Genomic DNA, 16803 nt, shown 5'->3' with positions numbered 1-16803 from the left:
CTCGCGGACGACTCCCATCGCCGGCGTTCTACGCCGACGGACGCCCCCGCACGTCTGTAATTGTGGGGTTAAGTCTAGGAAAAATAAGGATAAATTCCTCAGAAATTCGATTGACTACGAGTTTTTGCGGACGTATCCGGTGGCAAAACAAATAAAATAGAAAATAGGGGTTGGAAATGAAAACGTTTTCAATAACAAAGATGCTCTTCCTTGGGGTGAGCGTTGCAGCGATCTCTACCCAAGCTTTTGCGCAAGAAGCCAAAAGCGACGCCAGCGACGCTTCGAACGCTACGGTTGAGGAAGTGGTCGTTACGGGGTCGCGGATCGTCCGGAACGGCAACAACGCGCCCACGCCGGTGACCGTGGCCACGGCCGAGGCGCTGCAGACCAACACGCCGTCCAACATTCCGGACGCGCTCAACAAGCTGCCGGCGTTCGCGGGGTCCCGCGGCCAGGCGACGCTCGGCGCCGGCAGCACGCCCAACCAGGGCAACTATCTCAACCTGCGCGGCTTCGGCGTCGAGCGGACCCTGATCCTGATGGACGGCCGGCGGGTGCCGGCGACCAACGCGGCGGGCAACGTCGACACCAACATCATTCCGCAGATGCTGGTCCAGCGGGTCGATATCGTGACCGGCGGCGCCTCGGCGGTCTACGGTTCGGACGCCGTCACCGGCGTCGTCAACTTCGTGCTCGACAGGAAGTTCTCGGGCCTGAAGGGCGTGGTCCAGGGCGGGACCTCGTCGCGCAGCGACAACAGCTCCTGGCGCGCCGGCCTGGCCGGCGGCAGCGACGTCTTCGACCGCGGCCACGTGATCTGGAGCCTCGAGCACTACCAGTCGGAAGGCATCAAGTCGAAGTACGACCGCGAGCTGGGCGACTCCATCTACCAGGAGGCCGGCAACGGCACCGCGGCCAATCCGTTTCACCTCATCCGGGACGGCCGGGTCTCCAACACCAGCTTCGGCGGCCTGATCACCACCGGTCCGCTGGCCGGCCAGATGTTCATGCCGGACGGCTCGCTGGCGACGTTCAACGCGGGCACCCCGACGGGCAACTCCAACCTCTCCAGCGGCGGCGACGGCGGCTATGTCGTCGGCAACACCCTGCTGGCGCGCCTGCGCACCGACCAGGCCTTCGGCCGCTTCGAGTATCAGCTGAGCGACGACGTCACCGGCTTCATCCAGCTGTCGGGCTCGGAGTCCCGCGTGGTCTACCGCGGCCGCAACATCTCCCGCGCCGCCGGCGGCCCCAATGCGATCACGATCTACAGCGGCAACGCCTTCCTGCCGGCCAGCGTCCAGTCGGTGCTGACCAACACCAACACCGCTTCGTTCAACCTGGGCCTCTACGACGTGGATATCGGCCAGAAGGCCGAGATCGACGCCCTCACCGACGCGCTCCAGGCGACCTTCGGCCTGCAGGGCAAGTTCCACGACAAATGGAACTGGGAGGCCTACTACACGCACGGTGAAAGCCGGCTGCGGATGCCGACCCGCTACAACATCAACAACCCGCGCTATTACGCGGCGATCGACGCGGTCAAGGACGGCGCCGGCAACATCGTCTGCCGCGTGAGCCTGACCAATCCGGGCCTCTATCCCGGGTGCGTGCCGCTGAACATCTTCGGCCAGGGCGCCGGGTCCCAGGCCGCGATGAACTACGTGCTGGGCACCACCCAGTTCCAGACCATCAACAAGATGGACGACGCGGCGTTCAACGTCGCCGGCGACCTGTTCGACACCTGGGCCGGCCCGGTCTCGGTGGCCGCGGGCTACGAATACCGCTCGCAGAGCATGGTCCAGACGACCAACGCCAACCCGCAGGACCCTGTCGACTTCACCGGCCTGCGCGGCGGCTTCAACAGCAACACCCAGGCCTGGACCCAGAACATCGTCGCGCCGGCCCAAGGCTCGAACAGCGTCTGGGAAGCCAATATCGAGGCGGTCGTCCCGCTGCTTAAGGACGTCGTCCTGGCCAAGAACCTCGAGTTCAACGGCGCCTTCCGCTACACCGACTACAGCACCAGCGGCGTGGCCAAGACCTGGAAGGTGGGCCTGAACTGGAACCCGATCGACGACCTGCGCTTCCGCCTGGTCCAGTCGCGTGACATCCGGGCGCCGACGCTGAACGACCTCTACGCCGGCCAGACCGTGGCCCTGACGGGCTACACCGATCTGCACACCGGCGTGGCGGGCTTCGTCAACGGCTCCAGCCAGGGCAACCCGAACCTGCAGCCCGAGGTCGCCGACAACCAGGTCGCCGGCGTCGTCTATCAGCCGCACTGGCTGCCGGGCTTCAGCATCTCGCTGGACTACTACAACATCGTCATCAACAACGCGATCGGCAGCGTCGGCGGCAACAACACCGCCACGCAGCAGGAATGCGAACGTTCGGGCGGGACCAGCGTGCTCTGCTCGCTGTACGTCCGGCCGCTGCCCTTCAGCGATCGGTCGGCCGCGAACTACCCGACCCTGATCCTGACGCAGAGCCTGAACATCGCGAAGACCTACACCCACGGGATCGACATCGAGGCGGGCTACGCCTTCAACCTCGAAGACATCCATTCGCCGGTGCCGGGTCAGATCGACGTCCGGATGCTGTACTCGAACCAGCCGGTCCTGAAGTCGCGGGCCCTGCCCAGCGCGGTGACCCTGAACCAGGCGGGGGCGGCGAGCCTCGGCCCGGGCTCGGTGGCGCCGGCCAAGAACCGCGTGAACCTGACCGTGAACTACAAGCTGGACAGGTTCCAGGCCAACGTCACGGCGCGCTACTGGTCCAAGCTGGTCCCGAGCTCGAACCCGACGCTGGTCTATTCGGACCCGAACATCCCGTCGATCACCTATGTCGATCTGAACGTCAGCTACGACCTGGTCTACAACGAGCACAAGGCCACGGCGTTCGTCACCGTCGCCAACGTGTTCGACAAGCAGCCGCCGGTCTACGCCTCGACCTCGTTCACCGGAAACCCCGGCTTCTTCTATCCGACGCCGACGGGCTACGACGTGGTCGGCCGCTACTTCACCGGCGGTCTGCGCTTTAGGTTCTAGGCGCCTCCCCCGGAGAGAGCCGCGCCTTGCCCCCCCCGGCGCGGATCTCTCCACCCTGAAGGGGTCGCGCCTGGCGCGACCCCTTCGTTCTAACGCATGGTTGGCGTCCGATGGCACGCAAGACCCTTCACGCACTCTGCCTGGGCCTGCTGGCCGGCGCGGCGCTCGGCCTCGGGCCCGCGGCGGCTCAGCAGGCGGCGCAGCAGGCGTCCACGCCGGCGCCGCACGCGCCGGTGATCCCGGCCAAGACCGCCCTGGCGGCCGCGCCCCAGGTCAAGATCGGCAACAAGCTGTTGTCGGCGACGGTGCTGTTGCCCGATCCCGACAAGGGCTTCTATCGCGGCGTGCGGTTCGACTGGGCCGGCATGATCGCCAGCCTCACCTACAAGGGCCACGAGTACTACGGCCTGTGGTTCGACGGCGTCGCGCCCGATGTCCGCGACTACGCCTTCCGCGGCGACGAGATCGTCGCCTCGCCCAACACCGCGGCCGTCGGGCCGGCCGACGCCTACGACCCGAGCCAGCCTCTGGGCTGGGCCGAGGCCGCGCCCGGCGGGACCTTCGTCAAGATCGGCGTGGGCGTGCTGCGCAAGCCGACCGACGGCGCAAACTACAGTTCGTTCCGCGCCTATGAGCTGGTCGATCATGGGACCTGGAAGGTCCAGGCAAAGGCCGACCGGGTGGTCTTCACCCAGACGGTGTCAGACCCGATCAGCGGCTACGGCTATGTCTACAGCAAGGAACTGCGCCTGCAGCCAGGCCAGCCGGTGCTGGAGATCCGTCACAGCCTGAAGAACATCGGCGCCAAATCGATCACGACGACGACGTTCAACCACAACTTCCTGACTCTGGGCGGCGCGCCGGCCCAGGCGGGACTGCGGGTGGGCGCGGCCTTCGACCTGCGGCCCGGCAAGCCGCTGAAGGACGTGGCCGCGGTCGAGGGGCAGACGCTGACCTACCAGCGCGCACTTGGCGCCGAAGAGGTCTTCTCGACGCCGTTCGCGGTCGGCGATCCTGCGTCGTCGGCCTATGATCTCTCCGTGCGGAACGCCCATGGCGTCGGGTACGGCGTGCGCGCGGACCGTCCGCTGACCAGTCTCCAGCTGTGGTCGATCCGCAGCATCGTCGCTTTCGAACCCTTCTTGACCCTGGCGGCCCAGCCGCAGCAAACCGTGACCTGGACCTACAGTTATCGTTATGCAGCCCAACCCTAGTTCAGAGCTCTCGACCTCCAGCCCATCCGCCTTTCCGACGGCGGAGTTCGGCAGGGCGTCTCGGCATCGCCCCATGGTGACGCTGGATCGCCAGACGTTCCTCGATCTGCGCAACGTGCTGCGGGCGACGACCAAGGACTGCCTGCGGGAGACCTTCGGCGTCAGCGAGACGACGTGGACGAAGTTGCGCGACGGCCGACCTGTGAAGCAGATCACCCTGGACAGGCTGCTCGCCCGTTATCGCGCCATCATGGACGCCGACGAGGTCTTCCGGCGAGTCCGCGCCGCCTGACCGCGTTTCGAAAGTCGACCGAGCCGTGGGGGGCGGCGCAGTGGGATGAGGGCGAACGCACCGACACACTATGTCCGTCGAACCGCAGGTAGGAAATGATCCTGCAAACTTCGCCCCGTAGGGGCGGGGTGAGAGCTCGGTTCGATCGCAGTCTAGCCATCCGTTCTCGCGACCTGCTTGGCAGGATCTGGGCCAGGTCATGGCCGTGTTATGCAGGAGATTGAGGTCGTGGGACGAGGTGGAAATCCGCGAGGCCGAGCGCACTTGCGATGGATGGGCCTCCTGGCCCTGGCCGCCTTGGCCGCCTGCGGCGGCAAGCCCGACAAGGGGGGAGCGGGCAGGGGCGGCCCCGCGACCGTGGGCTATGTCGTGGTGCAGCCGACCAGCGTGCCGCTGACCACCGAACTGACCGGCCGCACCGTCGCCTATCAGAGCTCGGAGGTGCGGCCGCAGATCTCGGGCGTGATCGAGAAGCGGCTGTTCACCGAGGGCGCGCTGGTCCAGCGCGGCCAACCGCTCTACCAGATCGACTCCAGCCTCTATCGCGCCGCGGCCAACCAGGCCCAGGCCGACCTCGAGAGCGCCAAGGCCAACCAGGAGGCCGCCCAGGCCCAGGCCGACCGCTACAAGCCCCTGGTCGCCATCGAGGCGGTCAGCAAGCAAGACTACGTCAACGCCGTCGCCGCCGCCCGCCAGGCGGCCGCGACCGTGGCCCAGAAGCAGGCGGCGCTGGACACCGCCCGCATCAACCTGCGCTTCACCACCGTGCCGGCCCCGATCAGCGGCCGCATCGGCCGTTCACTGTTCACGGTCGGGGCGCTGGTCACCAGCAGCCAGGCCGATCCGCTGGCCACCATCCAGCAGCTGGACCCGATATATGTCGACATCCAGCAGTCCAGCGCCGACGTGCTGGCCCTGCGCCGGGCCCTGGCGGCCGGCGGCGCCGCGCCGACCAGCGCCCAGGTCCGCCTGACCCTGGAGGACGGCGGCGACTACGACCAGATCGGCGTCGTGGAGTTCTCCGAAGTGGTCGTCGACCAGGGCACCGGCACGGTGACCCTGCGCGCCCGCATGCCCAATCCCAAGGGTCTGCTGCTGCCGGGCATGTTCGTGCGGGCCAGCTTCGCCCAGGCTGTCGACACCACCGCCTTCCTGGCGCCGCAGTCGGCCGTGTCGCGCGATCCCAAGGGCAATGCGACGGTCTTCGTCGTCGGCCCCGACAACAAGGCCGAGCCGCGCAAGATCGTCGCCGAGCGCACCCTGGGTCCCGACTGGGTCGTGACCAAGGGGCTCAAGCCGGGCGACAAGATCATCACCCAGGGCCTGGGTAAGATAAAGCCGCACGCCCAGGTCAAGCCCGTGCCCGCCGACTCGCCCCAGCGCATCAAGCCCCGCAAGCCCGGCGACAAGAAGGGCGGTTGATCGATCATGCTCTCGCGCGTCTTCATCGACCGACCCATCTTCGCCTGGGTCATCGCCATCATCGTCATGCTGGCCGGGGCGGGTGCGATCACGCGCCTGCCGATCGCCCAGTATCCGGACGTCGCCCCGCCGCAGGTCTCGGTGCGCGCCACCTATCCGGGCGCCTCGGCCGACGCGATCCAGAACAGCGTCACCCAGGTGATCGAGCAGTCGCTGACCGGCATCGACGGCATGCTGTATTTCAGCTCGTCCTCGACCTCGCGCGGCCAGGTCAACATCACCGTCACCTTCGAGAAGGGCGTCGATCCCGACATCGCCCAGGTGCAGGTGCAGAACCAGGTGCAGCAGGCCGTCTCGCGCCTGCCCACCCAGGTCCAGCAGCAGGGCATCACGGTCCGCAAATCCAATCCCGACAACCTGCTGCTGGTCGGCGTCTACGACTCCACCGACAAGCTGACCAACCAGGACGTCTCCGACTTCCTGGTCTCCAACCTGCAGGACAACCTGGCCCGCACGCCGGGGGTGGGCGACATCAACGTCTTCGGCGCCCAGTACGCCATGCGCGTGTGGCTCAACCCGCAGAAGCTGGCCAGTTTCGGCCTGATCCCGGGCGACGTGGTCACCGCCATCCAGAACCAGAACACCGAGGTCGCCGCCGGCGAGCTGGGCGGCCAGCCCGTGCCCGACACCCAGCTGCTGAACGCCACGGTCACGGCCCAGTCGCGCCTGCAGACCGCCGCCCAGTTCGCCAACATCGTGCTGAAGGCCAACGCCAACGGCGCCAACGTCCGGCTCGGCGACGTGGCCCGCGTCGAGCTGGGGGCCGAGAACTACAACGCCCGCAGCCGCGTCAACGGCCACCCCGGCGCCGGCATCGCCGTGCTGCTGGCCCCCGGCGCCGACGCCCTCAAGACCGCCGAGCTGGTCAAGGCCGAGGTCGAGAAGGCGTCCAAGACCTTCCCGCCGGGCCTGAAGTTCGCCTACGCCAACGACACCACCGACTTCATCAAGCTGTCGATCGAGGAGGTCGTGAAGACCCTCTTCGAGGCCATCGTGCTGGTGGTCGTGGTGATGTTCGTCTTCCTGCAGAACTGGCGCGCCACCCTGGTGCCGGCCATCGCCGTGCCGGTGGTGCTGCTGGGCACGTTCGCGGTCTTCTACCTGGCGGGCTTCTCGATCAACACCCTGACCCTGTTCGGCCTGGTGCTGGCCATCGGCCTGCTGGTCGACGACGCCATTGTCGTGGTCGAGAACGTCGAGCGGCTGATGGAGGAAAATCCGGGCATGTCGCCGCGCGAGGCGACCATCCAGTCGATGAAGGAGATCAGCGTCGCCCTGGTGGCCATCGCCCTGGTGCTGTCGGCGGTGTTCCTGCCGATGGCCTTCTTCGGGGGCTCGACGGGTGTCATCTACCGGCAGTTCTCGGTGACCATCGTGGCGGCCATGGTGCTGTCGGTGCTGGTGGCCCTGATCCTCAGCCCGGCCCTGACCACGACCTTGCTCAAGCCCAAGCAGCATGTCGACGACCGCGAGCCGCGCGGCTGGTGGGCCAGGACCTTCCCGGCCCCGACCCGATGGGCCCACCAGGGCGGGCGCCGCTTCAACGACGCCTTCGACGACACCGCCCGCCGCTACCAGGGCGCGGTGCGCTCGGTGATCGGCCGCAAGGGACTGTTCCTGGCCATCTACGGCCTGGTGGCGGTGCTGCTGGCGGTGCTGTTCGTGCGCCTGCCGACCGGCTTCCTGCCGACCGAGGACCAGGGCAGCATCTCGCTGCAGATGCGTCTGCCGGCCGGCGCCACCCAGGGGCGGACGGCCCAGGTCCAGCGCCAGGTCGAGCGCTACTTCACCGACAACGAGACCGCCAACGTCAAGACGATGTTCACGGTCAGCGGCGGCGGGGGCGGCGGGGTCAACGGTCAGAACACCGGCCAGGGCTTCCTGAACTTCACCGACTGGAAGGATCGCAAGGGCAAGGAGAACACCGCCGACGCCATCGTGGCGCGCGCCTCCTCGGCCTTCCAGGGCTTCCGCGACGCCCAGGTCTTCGCCCTGGTGCCACCGGCCATCCGGGGCCTGGGCCAGTCCGACGGCTTCACCATGGAGCTGCTGAACTCCAGCGGCATGTCGCGGGCCGACTTCAACGCCGCGCGCGACAAACTGCTCCAGGCCGCCAACAACGATCCGGGCCTGAAGTCGGTGCGCCTGACCGAACTGCCCGACGTGGCCACCTTCAAGGTCGACACCGACGCCCAGAAACTGGCCTCGCTGGGCCTGACCCAGGCCGACGTCAACTCGACCCTGTCGACCGCCTGGGGCGGCCGCTACGTCAACGACTTCGTCGACCGCGGCCGGGTCAAGCGCGTCTACGTCCAGGGGGACGCGCCTTATCGTTCCGAGCCTTCCGATCTGAGCCAGTGGTTCGTCCGCGGCTCGGCGGGCCAGATGGCGCCGTTCTCGTCGTTCTCGACGACCTCGTGGTCGCAGGCCCCGACCACCCTGTCGCGCTTCAACGGCACCCCGTCCTACGAGTTCTCGGGCTCGGCCGGCGACGGCGGCAGCTCGGGTCAGGCCATGAAGCGCATCCAGGAACTGGCCGCCCAGATCCCGGGCGTGACCATCGCCTGGTCGGGCCTGTCGTATCAGGAGCAGCTGTCCTCGGGCCAGGCGCCGCTGCTCTATGCCCTGTCGCTGCTGGTGGTGTTCCTGTGCCTGGCGGCGCTCTACGAGAGCTGGTCAATCCCGGTGGCGGTGCTGCTGGTCATTCCGCTGGGCCTGGTCGGGGCGGTGCTGGCGGTGACGCTGCGCGGGCTGATCAACGACGTCTATCTGCAGATCGGCCTGCTGACGACCATGGGCCTGGCGGCCAAGAACGCCATCCTGATCGTCGAGTTCGCCGAACAGGGCGAAAAGCGCGGCCAGCCGATCATGGAGGCGGCGCTCGACGCCGCCAGGATCCGTCTGCGGCCCATCCTCATGACCAGCCTCGCCTTCATCTTCGGGGTCCTGCCGCTGGCCATCTCGACCGGCGCGGGCGCCAACAGCCGCATCGCCATCGGCACCTCGGTGATCGGCGGCATGCTGACGGCGACGATCCTGGCGATCTTCTACATCCCGCTGTTCTTCATCCTGGTGCGCCGCGGCTGGCGGGAAGGACGCAGGCATCTGGGCCACGGCGAGGAGCCGCCGGTCCCACCGGCCTCCGGCCAAGAGGAGCCCGCCTGATGCGCCGCGTCGTGACCCTGCTCGTCGCCTCGGCCGTCCTGGCCGGCTGCTCCATGGAGATGCCGTACGTGCGGCCGGCCTCGCCCGCGCCGGCGGCGTTCCCGACCGGCGGCCCTTATCCGGCCCCGCCGGCCGAGGCGGCGACGTCGATCCGCTACGCCGAGGTCTTCACCGATCCGCGTCTGCGCACCCTGGTGGACCAGGCCCTGGCCAACAACCGCGACCTCCGCGTCGCCGCCGCCGACATCCTGGCGGCCCGCGCCCAGTACCGCATCCAGCGGGCCGACCGCTTCCCGCAGGTGGACGTGACGGGCCGCTACGCCCGCACGGGCGACAACGGCCCGGATACGGGCTCGAACAAGGGCAATTCCTACTCGGCGCAACTGGGCGTCACGGCGTTCGAGCTGGACCTGTTCGGGCGCGTGCGCTCGCTGACCGGCGCGGCCCTGCAGCGCTACATGGCTACCGAGGAGGCCGCCCGGGCCGTGCGCCTGACCCTGGTGGGCGACGTGGCCGAGGCCTGGCTGACCTACGCCGCCGACGCCAGCCTGCTGCGTATCGCCGAGCAGACCGTCGCCAACGCCCAACGCGGCGTCGACCTGACCCAGGAACGGCTGAGGGGCGGGGTCGCGCCCCGCACCGATCTGCGCCAGGCCCAGACCATCCTGGCCGCCGCCCAGGCCGACGTGGCCCGCCAGCGCGCGGCCGTCGCCCAGGACCTCAACGCCCTGCAGTTGCTGGTCGGCGCGCCGGTCGACGAGGCCCTGCTGTCGACCTCGATCGAGGAGGCCGCGCCCACCCTGACCCAGCTGTCGGCCGGGATCAGTTCCGATGTCCTGCTGCGCCGCCCCGACATCGCCGAGGCCGAGCACCAGCTGCGGGCCATGAACGCCGAGGTGGGCGCCGCCCGGGCGGCGCTGTTCCCGACGATCTCGCTGACCGGGACGGCGGGCTACGCCAGCACGACCCTGTCGTCGCTGTTCAAGGGGGGAGCTTACAACTACGCGGTGGGCGGGGCGCTGACCTATCCGATCTTCCGGGCCGGCGCGGGTCGGGCCGGGGTGGCCTTCGCCAAGGCCGAGCGCGACGCGGCCCTGGCGACCTACGAGAAGACGATCCAGTCGGCGTTCAGCGAGACCGCGGACGCCCTGGCCCGCCTGGGCACGATCGGCGACGAGCAGGCCGCCGATCGCCTGCAGCTCGAGGCGGCGAGCGACACCTACACGCTGGCCAACGCCCGCTACCGGGCCGGCGACGAGTCGTTCCTGACCAGTCTGGACGCCCAGCGCACGCTCTACGCGGCGCAGAAGACGATGGTCGCCATCCAGCTGGAAGGCGCGGTCAACCGGGTCGACCTCTACCGGGCCCTGGGCGGCGAAACGGCGCCGTGAGGCGACGGTACGGGAAGATCCGTTCCTTCGAGGAAGGGCGATCTTCCCGAACCTAGGCCGCCGAGGCCGCGACCCCAGGGGGCGCGGCCTTCGGCCGGACTATCCGAAGAGCGGCACGGGACCGCGCCCGCCGCCGTTCCAGGTCGACCAGTTGGGGAAGACGTACGGCATGTCGCTCGCGCTGACGCCGTACCACTGCGCGATGGCGCCGATGTATTCCTCGACCGCGATGCTGGGTATCCAGCGCCCGTCCGTATTGGCGTCCTCGGGGCCGCCGAAGGTGGTGTCCGGGTAGCGCCCGTGGACCTTGCGCGAGGCCAAGGCCGCGCCCAGGACCAGATGGTTCGAGCCCCAGGCGTGGTCGGTGCCGCCGTTGCTGTTCGGTTTGAACACCCGGCCGAAGTCCGACATCGTGAAAGCGGTCACGTTGTTGGCCAGGCCCAGGGCCTTCATGGCGTTGTAGAAGCCGGCCAGGGCCATCGCCAGATCGGCGTAGAGCGTACTGTGCGTCGCCAGTTCGTTGGTGTGGGTGTCGTATCCGCCCTGGCTGACGAAGAACGTCTGCTTGGCGTGACCCAGGGTGTTGCGCGCCTCGATCATGCGCGCGGCGCGCAGGAGCTGCTTGGCGATGTCGCTGGTCAGGGCCGCGCCGGTGGTCGGGTTCTTGAAATACTGGTCGACCGTCGAGCTGGCGGCGCTGATGATCGTGTCGGCCGTCCGGGCCTGGGCGTAGGCCGAGGACATGCCGCGACCGGTCAGGTCGGTGACGGCGCCGAAGGCGGACGTGTCGGCGAAGACGTCCAGGGCGGCCTGGCGCGCCTTCACCGGGCCGTCGGGCGGGCTGGTGGCGTAGCCGTAGCGCGAGATGCCGCCGGAGGAGGGCAGGACCAGCGGCGAGGCGGTCCTGCCGATCAGGGCCAGCTGCGAACCGGCGACCGAGATCAGGGCCGGGACGTCGGTCTGCACGGCCTTGTCCAGGATGCGGCCCATGAACCCGTCCAGGTTCTTCTCGCGCACCCGCATGCCCTGCCATTCGTTCTGCTGGTCCTCGTGGGACATCAGGTTCAGCGGGCGCAGGTCGGGACGGCTCTGGAACAGGCTCTTGGTGAGGGGCTGGTAGAGCGTGCCGGTGTTGAGCACCGCGCTCAGCGCGCCTTCGTCCCAGGCGGTCTTCAGCGGCGCGAAGGCCGGATGCAGCGCGAAGGCCGTGCCGGTCAGCGGCATCAGCGTGTCCTGCTTCAGCGCGATGGCGCCGCGCTGGCTGGCGTAGGCCGTGTATCGGCTGTCGTTGGGCACAACCATGTTCCAGGCGTCGTTGCCGCCGAACAGGAAGACCCCGACCATGGCGCGGTAGGTCGAGGTGTCCGCGAGGGCGGCGGTGACGCCGAGGTGGGCCAGGGCGGCGGTGGCGGAGGCGCCGGCGAGCAGCCGGCCGAGATCGCGACGGGAAAGGGTCATGGCGGTTACCGATCGACCTGGAATTGGGGGGAGGTGGCCAGCACGTAGAGCGCGGCCTGGGCGCGCTTGCGGGCCTGGAGCGCCGCATCCGCGTTGTTGATCTTCATCGCCGAGATCAGCGCGTTGCGCTGGGCGCTGGTCATTGTGCCGTTCAGGAACACCAGATCGAGGCGATCCAGCAGCTTGTCCTGGTCGGCCGCGAGGGCTTCCCACTCGGACCACGGGAAGGTGGTGCCGGTGGTGCCGGGAATGGCCGCCTGCGGCTTGAATTCCGTGCGCACCGTGTCGCCGTTGATCGTCCAGTCGTAGACGATGTTATGGCGGGCCAGGACCGTGGCCGTGGTCATCAGCTTGCCGGCCGGGCTGACCAGACCGGCGCTCTGCGCCAGGGGGTAGTCGTAGGGATAGAAGTTGAACACCGACGGGGCGCGGAACGGCATCTGCCCCAGCACCGCGTCCCGGTAGTAGAAGGCGTAGCCGTCGGTCTGGACGCCCAGGGCCCGGCCGAAGCTGGTGAAGAACAACACCGGCTCCTTGACCTTGCCCGGGTTGGGCGCGGTTCCGCGCGCCTCGGAGTCCGTCAGGATCGCCTTGATCACGGCCTTCATGTCGCCGCGCACCCCGGCGCCGTTGTTGGCGAACACCGCCGCGACCCGACCCACATAGGCGGGCGACGGGTTGGCGATCACCAGCTGCTGGATCAGCCGCTTGGAGATGAAGGGAGCCGTGTTGGGGTGGTTGAACACCGCGTCGACGACGGCGTCGACATTGGCCTGCGGCGAGGCGCCGGCCGCGACCGTCGCGCCGAGGAAGGTCTTGGCGCCCGTGTCGACCCGCGAGGTGTTGACCACCATCGGCTTGGAATAGTCGAGCTTGGTCCCGTCGGTGGTCGGCGCGCCGTCGATGCGGGCGTAGGTCCAGCCGCATAGCGCCCGGGCGACCTCCTTGACGTCCGCGGGGCTGTAGGTGGCGATGACCTGGCCGCCGGCGTCCAGCTGCGGGCTGCCGTCCTGGTTCAGCATCACGGTGCCGATCGAGAACAGCTGCATCAGTTCGCGGGCGTAGTTCTCGTTGGGCTGGGTCTTGTTGCTGTCGACCATGTCCAGGAAGTTGCCCATGAACGGATTCAGGGTCGTCTGGGCCAGGATGTCGCGGTAGTTGCCGAAGGCGTTCGACAGCAGAATCTGGTTGAAGGTCGCCAGACCGGCGGTCGTGTGCACCTCCAGGTCCGAGGCCACCACGATCTGCGACAGGGCGAAGGCCACGCGCTGGCGCAGCTGGTCGTCCTTGCCCATGGCGTCGGCGTAGAACCGCATGGCCATCGGCGTGGCCGAGAAGTTGTCGCGGTTGCAGTTGGTCAGGTCCTGACCGGTCAGGCCCTGGGCGGTGCAGAAGTTGGTCGCCACCGGCTTGGCCGCCAGGTCCGCGTAGGTGCTGGCGTTCAGCGTGAACTGCTCGTCGATCCAGGCTTCCGGGGTCTTCAGCGCCACGATGTGGTCGATGAGCGCCGGGGTCGGGCCGAACGTCGCCTGCTTGGCCAGGCGCGAGGCCTCGGCCGGCGTGATCGCCGCGGGTGCGGCGGCCGCCATGCGGACGCTCGCCTCGCCCTGGGCGGACGACGTCGCGCCTCCGCCGCCGCTGCTGCCTCCTCCGCCGCCGCAGGCGGCGAGGAACAGGGCCAAGGACAGGCCGGCTCCGGAGCTAAGATACTTGTTACGCATGCACAATTCCCCGATCACGCCCCCGGCGGAGGCGCGCTGAAAGTGGAAACGAAGGCGGTGAAGGCGGCCGCTATCGATCGATGAAGAGGATCTCCCTGACGGCGCGGACGCCGCCTTGGCGGTGAAGCTGGACGAAGACGTCGACGACGCGCTCGACATGGTCGATCACGTCCTGGCGTCGCAGGTTGGCGCCGGCCTGGAGGGCCATCAGCGCCAGTTGTTCGACGGCCCCGCGCGGGTCGTCGGCGTGGACCGTGGTCATCGAGCCCGGGTGGCCGCTGCTGACCGCGCGCAGGAAGCTGAAGGCCTCCGCGCCCCGGAGCTCGCCCAGGATGATGCGGTCCGGCCGCAGACGCAGGGTGGCCTGGAGCAGGTCCTCGACCCCGATCCGCGCCTCGCCCTGTTCGCCCCGCACGGCCACCAGGCCGACGGCGTTGGGGTGGACGAGACGGATTTCCGGGGCGTCCTCGATCAGCACCAGCCGCTGGTCGAGCGGAACTTCTTTCAGAAGGGCGTTGAGGAAGGTGGTCTTTCCGGTGGAGGTGCCGCCGCTGACCACGATGTTCTTGCCCGCCCGCACGGCGGCCGACAGGAAGCCTTGGACGTCGCCGGCGTCGAGCATCGCCCGCAGCGCCGCGTCGGGTCTGGTCGGCGGCGTCGTGGCGTCGGCGAAGGCGCCGGCCCGAGCGTAGTCGGCCAGGGACAGGTCCGAGACCACGTGCTTGCGGATGGCCATGGCCATGCCGCCGCGCGTGGCGGGGGCGGCGACGATCTGGACGCGCGCGCCGTCGGGCAGCACCGCCGAGAGCAGGGGATGCTCGCGGCTGACGCCCTGGTGCGACAGGCTGGCGACCTGGCGGGCCAGCCGCCACAGATTGGTCTCGTCCAGGGCCGGGAGGTCGATGCGCTCGACCGCGCCGCCCAGCCGCTCGACCCACAGTTCGCCCGGGCGGTTGACGTAGAGGTCCGTCACGCCCGGCTCCGCCAGCCACGGGGCCAGGGGCGCGAGATAGGCCTCCAGATAGACGCCGGCGCCAGGCTGCGATTGGAGGGCGTGGATCGTCATGAGCCGAGATTCCGCACGCCGGAGAAGTCGAGGTCGCGGGCGACGAAGATCGTCACCGGCGCGCCCTGCGGCGTCTGGATGGTCGGGGAGGTCGTGCTGGGCTTGGCCGAGTTGGCGAGGTTCGCCGCCTCGGTGGCCGAGCCGATGTAGATCTGCGAATTGGTGTGGACGTTGCTGACCGCCGCCACGCCGGCGTTGAGCACCGACATCAGGATCGAGCCGCCGAAGCGCGTGAAGAAGTGGCGATCGACCTTGCCCTCCAGGCCGCCCCGGCCCAGCGGGTCGGCGGCGGGCGAGCCGATCTGGATGGTCACGCCGTCGGGACGGATCACCCGGGTCCAGATCACGAAGACCCGCGACGCGCCCAGGGCCACGCCGGATTTGTACTGGCCGATGACCCGGCTGCCGCGCGGGATCAGGATGGTCGAGCCGTCGAAGCTCTTGACGTCGCGGGTGACCATGGCCCGGGCCAGGCCTGGCAGGTCGGAGTTGATCGCCGTCTCCATGACCGCCGGGATCACCGCGCCCTGCGGCACGACGGCGTCCAGGTTCTGCATGGCCGTGGCCTTGGCCGGGGCCGCCTCGTCCAGGCCGACGCGATCGGCGAAGCGTTCCTCCGCGTTCAGGCCGCCGATCTTCGTGGCGGGGGATGCGCCGGACTCGACGCTGGCCTTGACCAGCATCGCCGGACGCTCGCCGCCGCCGAAATCGACCACCAGGGCCGGGGCGCGGCGGCGGGCGCTCAGGTCGACGGCCGCGCCGGTCGCCGTCGCGCTCATCGGCGGCGGGGGCGAGGCCGAGACCGGCGCGCTGTTGTCGACCGTGAACTGCGGGGCGGGCACGGCGTAGAGCGGACCCCTGGCGATGGGCGACGGCGCGGGGGCGGCCGCCGGCGTCGCGACGATGGCGGCTTCCATCCTTTGCGGGCGCGTCTTCGCGTCGGCGCGGTGGCTGGACATCCAGGCGAACAGGGCCAGGCCCATCACGCCGAAGCCGGCCAGGATGGCCAGGTTGGAGACGCCGGGGCCGCGCGCGACCAGCGGGCGGGCCTGGGCGTCGGCGGCGGCCAGGTCCTCGATCACGTCGGGGGACTGGCGGGGATCGAAGTCCTGGGTCATCGGGCTTTCCCCACGGGAGCGCCAAAGGCGTCGTTGGTGATCACGGCCTGGGCCTTGTCGCTGCGCAGGACGAAACGGGGCGCGAGTTGATCGACGACCAGGTAGCCGTCCTTGACCACGGCGTTGGCCAGGCCTTCGACGCCGTCGGCGCCGACGATGAAGATCGCCGGCAGGTCGATCTGGGCGGGCCAGGCGAAATAGGTCGAAGCGCCGTCGTCGAACACGCGGGCCGGCTGCAGCGCCGGCGCGCCCCGCAGGCTGTAGGCGGTGTTGCGAGCCACCGGCGCCGGCTTGACCGGAGCGGCGGCCACGGCGATTGGCGGGGCTTCCGGGTAGCGGAAGCGCACCACATAGGCGGCGTCGGCGGTCGAGGCCTTGGCCGGGGCGACGGCCAGCTCGAACACGTAGCGGCGGCGATCGGTGACCACGGTCATGTTGGTGGCCGGGGCGCGGTCGACGGGCTTGAGGAACAGCAGGTTGGCGCGCTTGTTCGGCGTCACCTGCCAGCCCATGGCGTCGCCGATCGAGACGTTCTCGATGCGCTCGTCGGGGCCGAACTCCAGCATGGTCTGGAAGCCCATGAAGCCGGTCAAGCGCTGCACGTGGTCGGGGCTGTAGGCGAACGTGCGGATGTGCGGATCGGCCTGCTGGGCCAGGGCGGGGGCGGCCAGGGCGGCCAGGACGATCGACAGGGTCGCGATCGGGAAGGCGAGGCGCGGGCGCTTCACGGCGAGGACTCCGATACGGGGGCAGGCGGTCATAGGTCCCTCCGGACGCTGGAGGCGGCGCGACGGGGCGAGGCGGGGCGGCGATAGCTGGCGCCGAGCGGAACGGCGGCTCCGGCCG

The 16803-nt window shown here is 69.2% G+C and carries 12 protein-coding genes; 6 read left to right on the top strand and 6 right to left on the bottom strand.

Going from position 1 to position 16803, the window contains the following annotated elements; genetic code table 11:
• Positions 1-28: 28 nt before the first annotated feature.
• Positions 29-370: a hypothetical protein gene (locus WAE60_RS14745; protein WP_197026703.1), complete on the bottom strand. Its 342-nt coding sequence runs from the start codon at positions 368-370 to the stop codon at positions 29-31.
• Between WAE60_RS14745 and WAE60_RS14740 the strand changes: the two genes are divergently transcribed.
• From WAE60_RS14740 to WAE60_RS14715, 6 genes are all read left to right on the top strand, one after another.
• Positions 357-3050, top strand: coding sequence for a TonB-dependent receptor (locus tag WAE60_RS14740; protein ID WP_337687314.1), 2694 nt, complete (start codon positions 357-359; stop codon positions 3048-3050). The two genes, WAE60_RS14745 and WAE60_RS14740, sit on opposite strands and share 14 nt — an antisense overlap.
• Before the next feature lie 110 nt (positions 3051-3160).
• Positions 3161-4264 carry a hypothetical protein gene (locus tag WAE60_RS14735; protein ID WP_337687313.1) on the top strand — a complete coding sequence of 368 codons (1104 nt, stop codon included), beginning with the start codon at positions 3161-3163 and terminating at the stop codon, positions 4262-4264.
• Between the two features lie 73 nt (positions 4265-4337).
• The gene (locus WAE60_RS14730) at positions 4338-4556 is read left to right on the top strand and encodes a hypothetical protein (protein ID WP_337687311.1); all 219 of its coding nucleotides are present in this window, start codon (positions 4338-4340) and stop codon (positions 4554-4556) included.
• A 273-nt stretch (positions 4557-4829) separates the two neighbouring features.
• Entirely contained in the window at positions 4830-5978 is a 1149-nt protein-coding gene (locus WAE60_RS14725; RefSeq protein ID WP_029912888.1) for an efflux RND transporter periplasmic adaptor subunit, read from the top strand.
• A 6-nt stretch (positions 5979-5984) separates the two neighbouring features.
• Positions 5985-9203, top strand: a complete 3219-nt coding sequence (locus tag WAE60_RS14720) for a multidrug efflux RND transporter permease subunit (protein ID WP_337687308.1) — start codon at positions 5985-5987, stop codon at positions 9201-9203.
• Positions 9203-10594 carry an efflux transporter outer membrane subunit gene (locus tag WAE60_RS14715; RefSeq protein ID WP_337687306.1) on the top strand — a complete coding sequence of 464 codons (1392 nt, stop codon included), beginning with the start codon at positions 9203-9205 and terminating at the stop codon, positions 10592-10594. The genes WAE60_RS14720 and WAE60_RS14715 overlap by 1 nt, the downstream gene beginning before the upstream one ends.
• Positions 10595-10693: 99 nt before the next feature.
• Here WAE60_RS14715 and WAE60_RS14710 read toward each other — a convergent pair whose 3' ends face one another.
• The 5 genes from WAE60_RS14710 to WAE60_RS14690 form a co-directional block, all read right to left on the bottom strand.
• The gene (locus tag WAE60_RS14710; protein WP_337687304.1) at positions 10694-12052 is read right to left on the bottom strand and encodes a DUF1501 domain-containing protein; all 1359 of its coding nucleotides are present in this window, start codon (positions 12050-12052) and stop codon (positions 10694-10696) included.
• Positions 12053-12057: 5 nt separating this feature from the next.
• Positions 12058-13773 (bottom strand): DUF1800 domain-containing protein, encoded by a 1716-nt coding sequence (locus WAE60_RS14705; RefSeq protein WP_337687302.1) that lies wholly within the window; start codon positions 13771-13773, stop codon positions 12058-12060.
• Between the two features lie 70 nt (positions 13774-13843).
• Positions 13844-14839: a P-type DNA transfer ATPase VirB11 gene (gene virB11, locus WAE60_RS14700; protein WP_051695679.1), complete on the bottom strand. Its 996-nt coding sequence runs from the start codon at positions 14837-14839 to the stop codon at positions 13844-13846.
• Entirely contained in the window at positions 14836-15957 is a 1122-nt protein-coding gene (locus WAE60_RS14695; protein WP_337687299.1) for a TrbI/VirB10 family protein, read from the bottom strand. Before WAE60_RS14695 ends, virB11 begins: the two co-directional genes overlap by 4 nt.
• Positions 15954-16685, bottom strand: coding sequence for a TrbG/VirB9 family P-type conjugative transfer protein (locus WAE60_RS14690; protein WP_337687298.1), 732 nt, complete (start codon positions 16683-16685; stop codon positions 15954-15956). Before WAE60_RS14690 ends, WAE60_RS14695 begins: the two co-directional genes overlap by 4 nt.
• Between the last annotated feature and the right edge of the window lie 118 nt (positions 16686-16803).

Origin of the sequence: Caulobacter sp. CCG-8, assembly GCF_037402475.1 — a bacterium.
Classification (GTDB): Bacteria; Pseudomonadota; Alphaproteobacteria; order Caulobacterales; family Caulobacteraceae; genus Caulobacter.
The sequence above is the reverse complement of the archived record's forward strand: the minus strand, read 5'-3'. Positions and strand labels throughout refer to the sequence as shown.

Bases quoted from the DNA above. Each gene is read 5' to 3' on its own strand.
- WAE60_RS14735 (WP_337687313.1), top strand. From the start codon at position 3,161: ATGGCACGCAAGACCCTTCACGCACTCTGCCTGGGCCTGCTGGCCGGC.
- WAE60_RS14730 (WP_337687311.1), top strand. From the start codon at position 4,338: ATGGTGACGCTGGATCGCCAGACGTTCCTCGATCTGCGCAACGTGCTG.
- WAE60_RS14725 (WP_029912888.1), top strand. From the start codon at position 4,830: ATGGGCCTCCTGGCCCTGGCCGCCTTGGCCGCCTGCGGCGGCAAGCCC.
- WAE60_RS14720 (WP_337687308.1), top strand. From the start codon at position 5,985: ATGCTCTCGCGCGTCTTCATCGACCGACCCATCTTCGCCTGGGTCATC.
- WAE60_RS14715 (WP_337687306.1), top strand. From the start codon at position 9,203: ATGCGCCGCGTCGTGACCCTGCTCGTCGCCTCGGCCGTCCTGGCCGGC.
- WAE60_RS14710 (WP_337687304.1), bottom strand. From the start codon at position 12,052: ATGACCCTTTCCCGTCGCGATCTCGGCCGGCTGCTCGCCGGCGCCTCC.
- WAE60_RS14705 (WP_337687302.1), bottom strand. From the start codon at position 13,773: ATGCGTAACAAGTATCTTAGCTCCGGAGCCGGCCTGTCCTTGGCCCTG.
- virB11 (WP_051695679.1), bottom strand. From the start codon at position 14,839: ATGACGATCCACGCCCTCCAATCGCAGCCTGGCGCCGGCGTCTATCTG.
- WAE60_RS14695 (WP_337687299.1), bottom strand. From the start codon at position 15,957: ATGACCCAGGACTTCGATCCCCGCCAGTCCCCCGACGTGATCGAGGAC.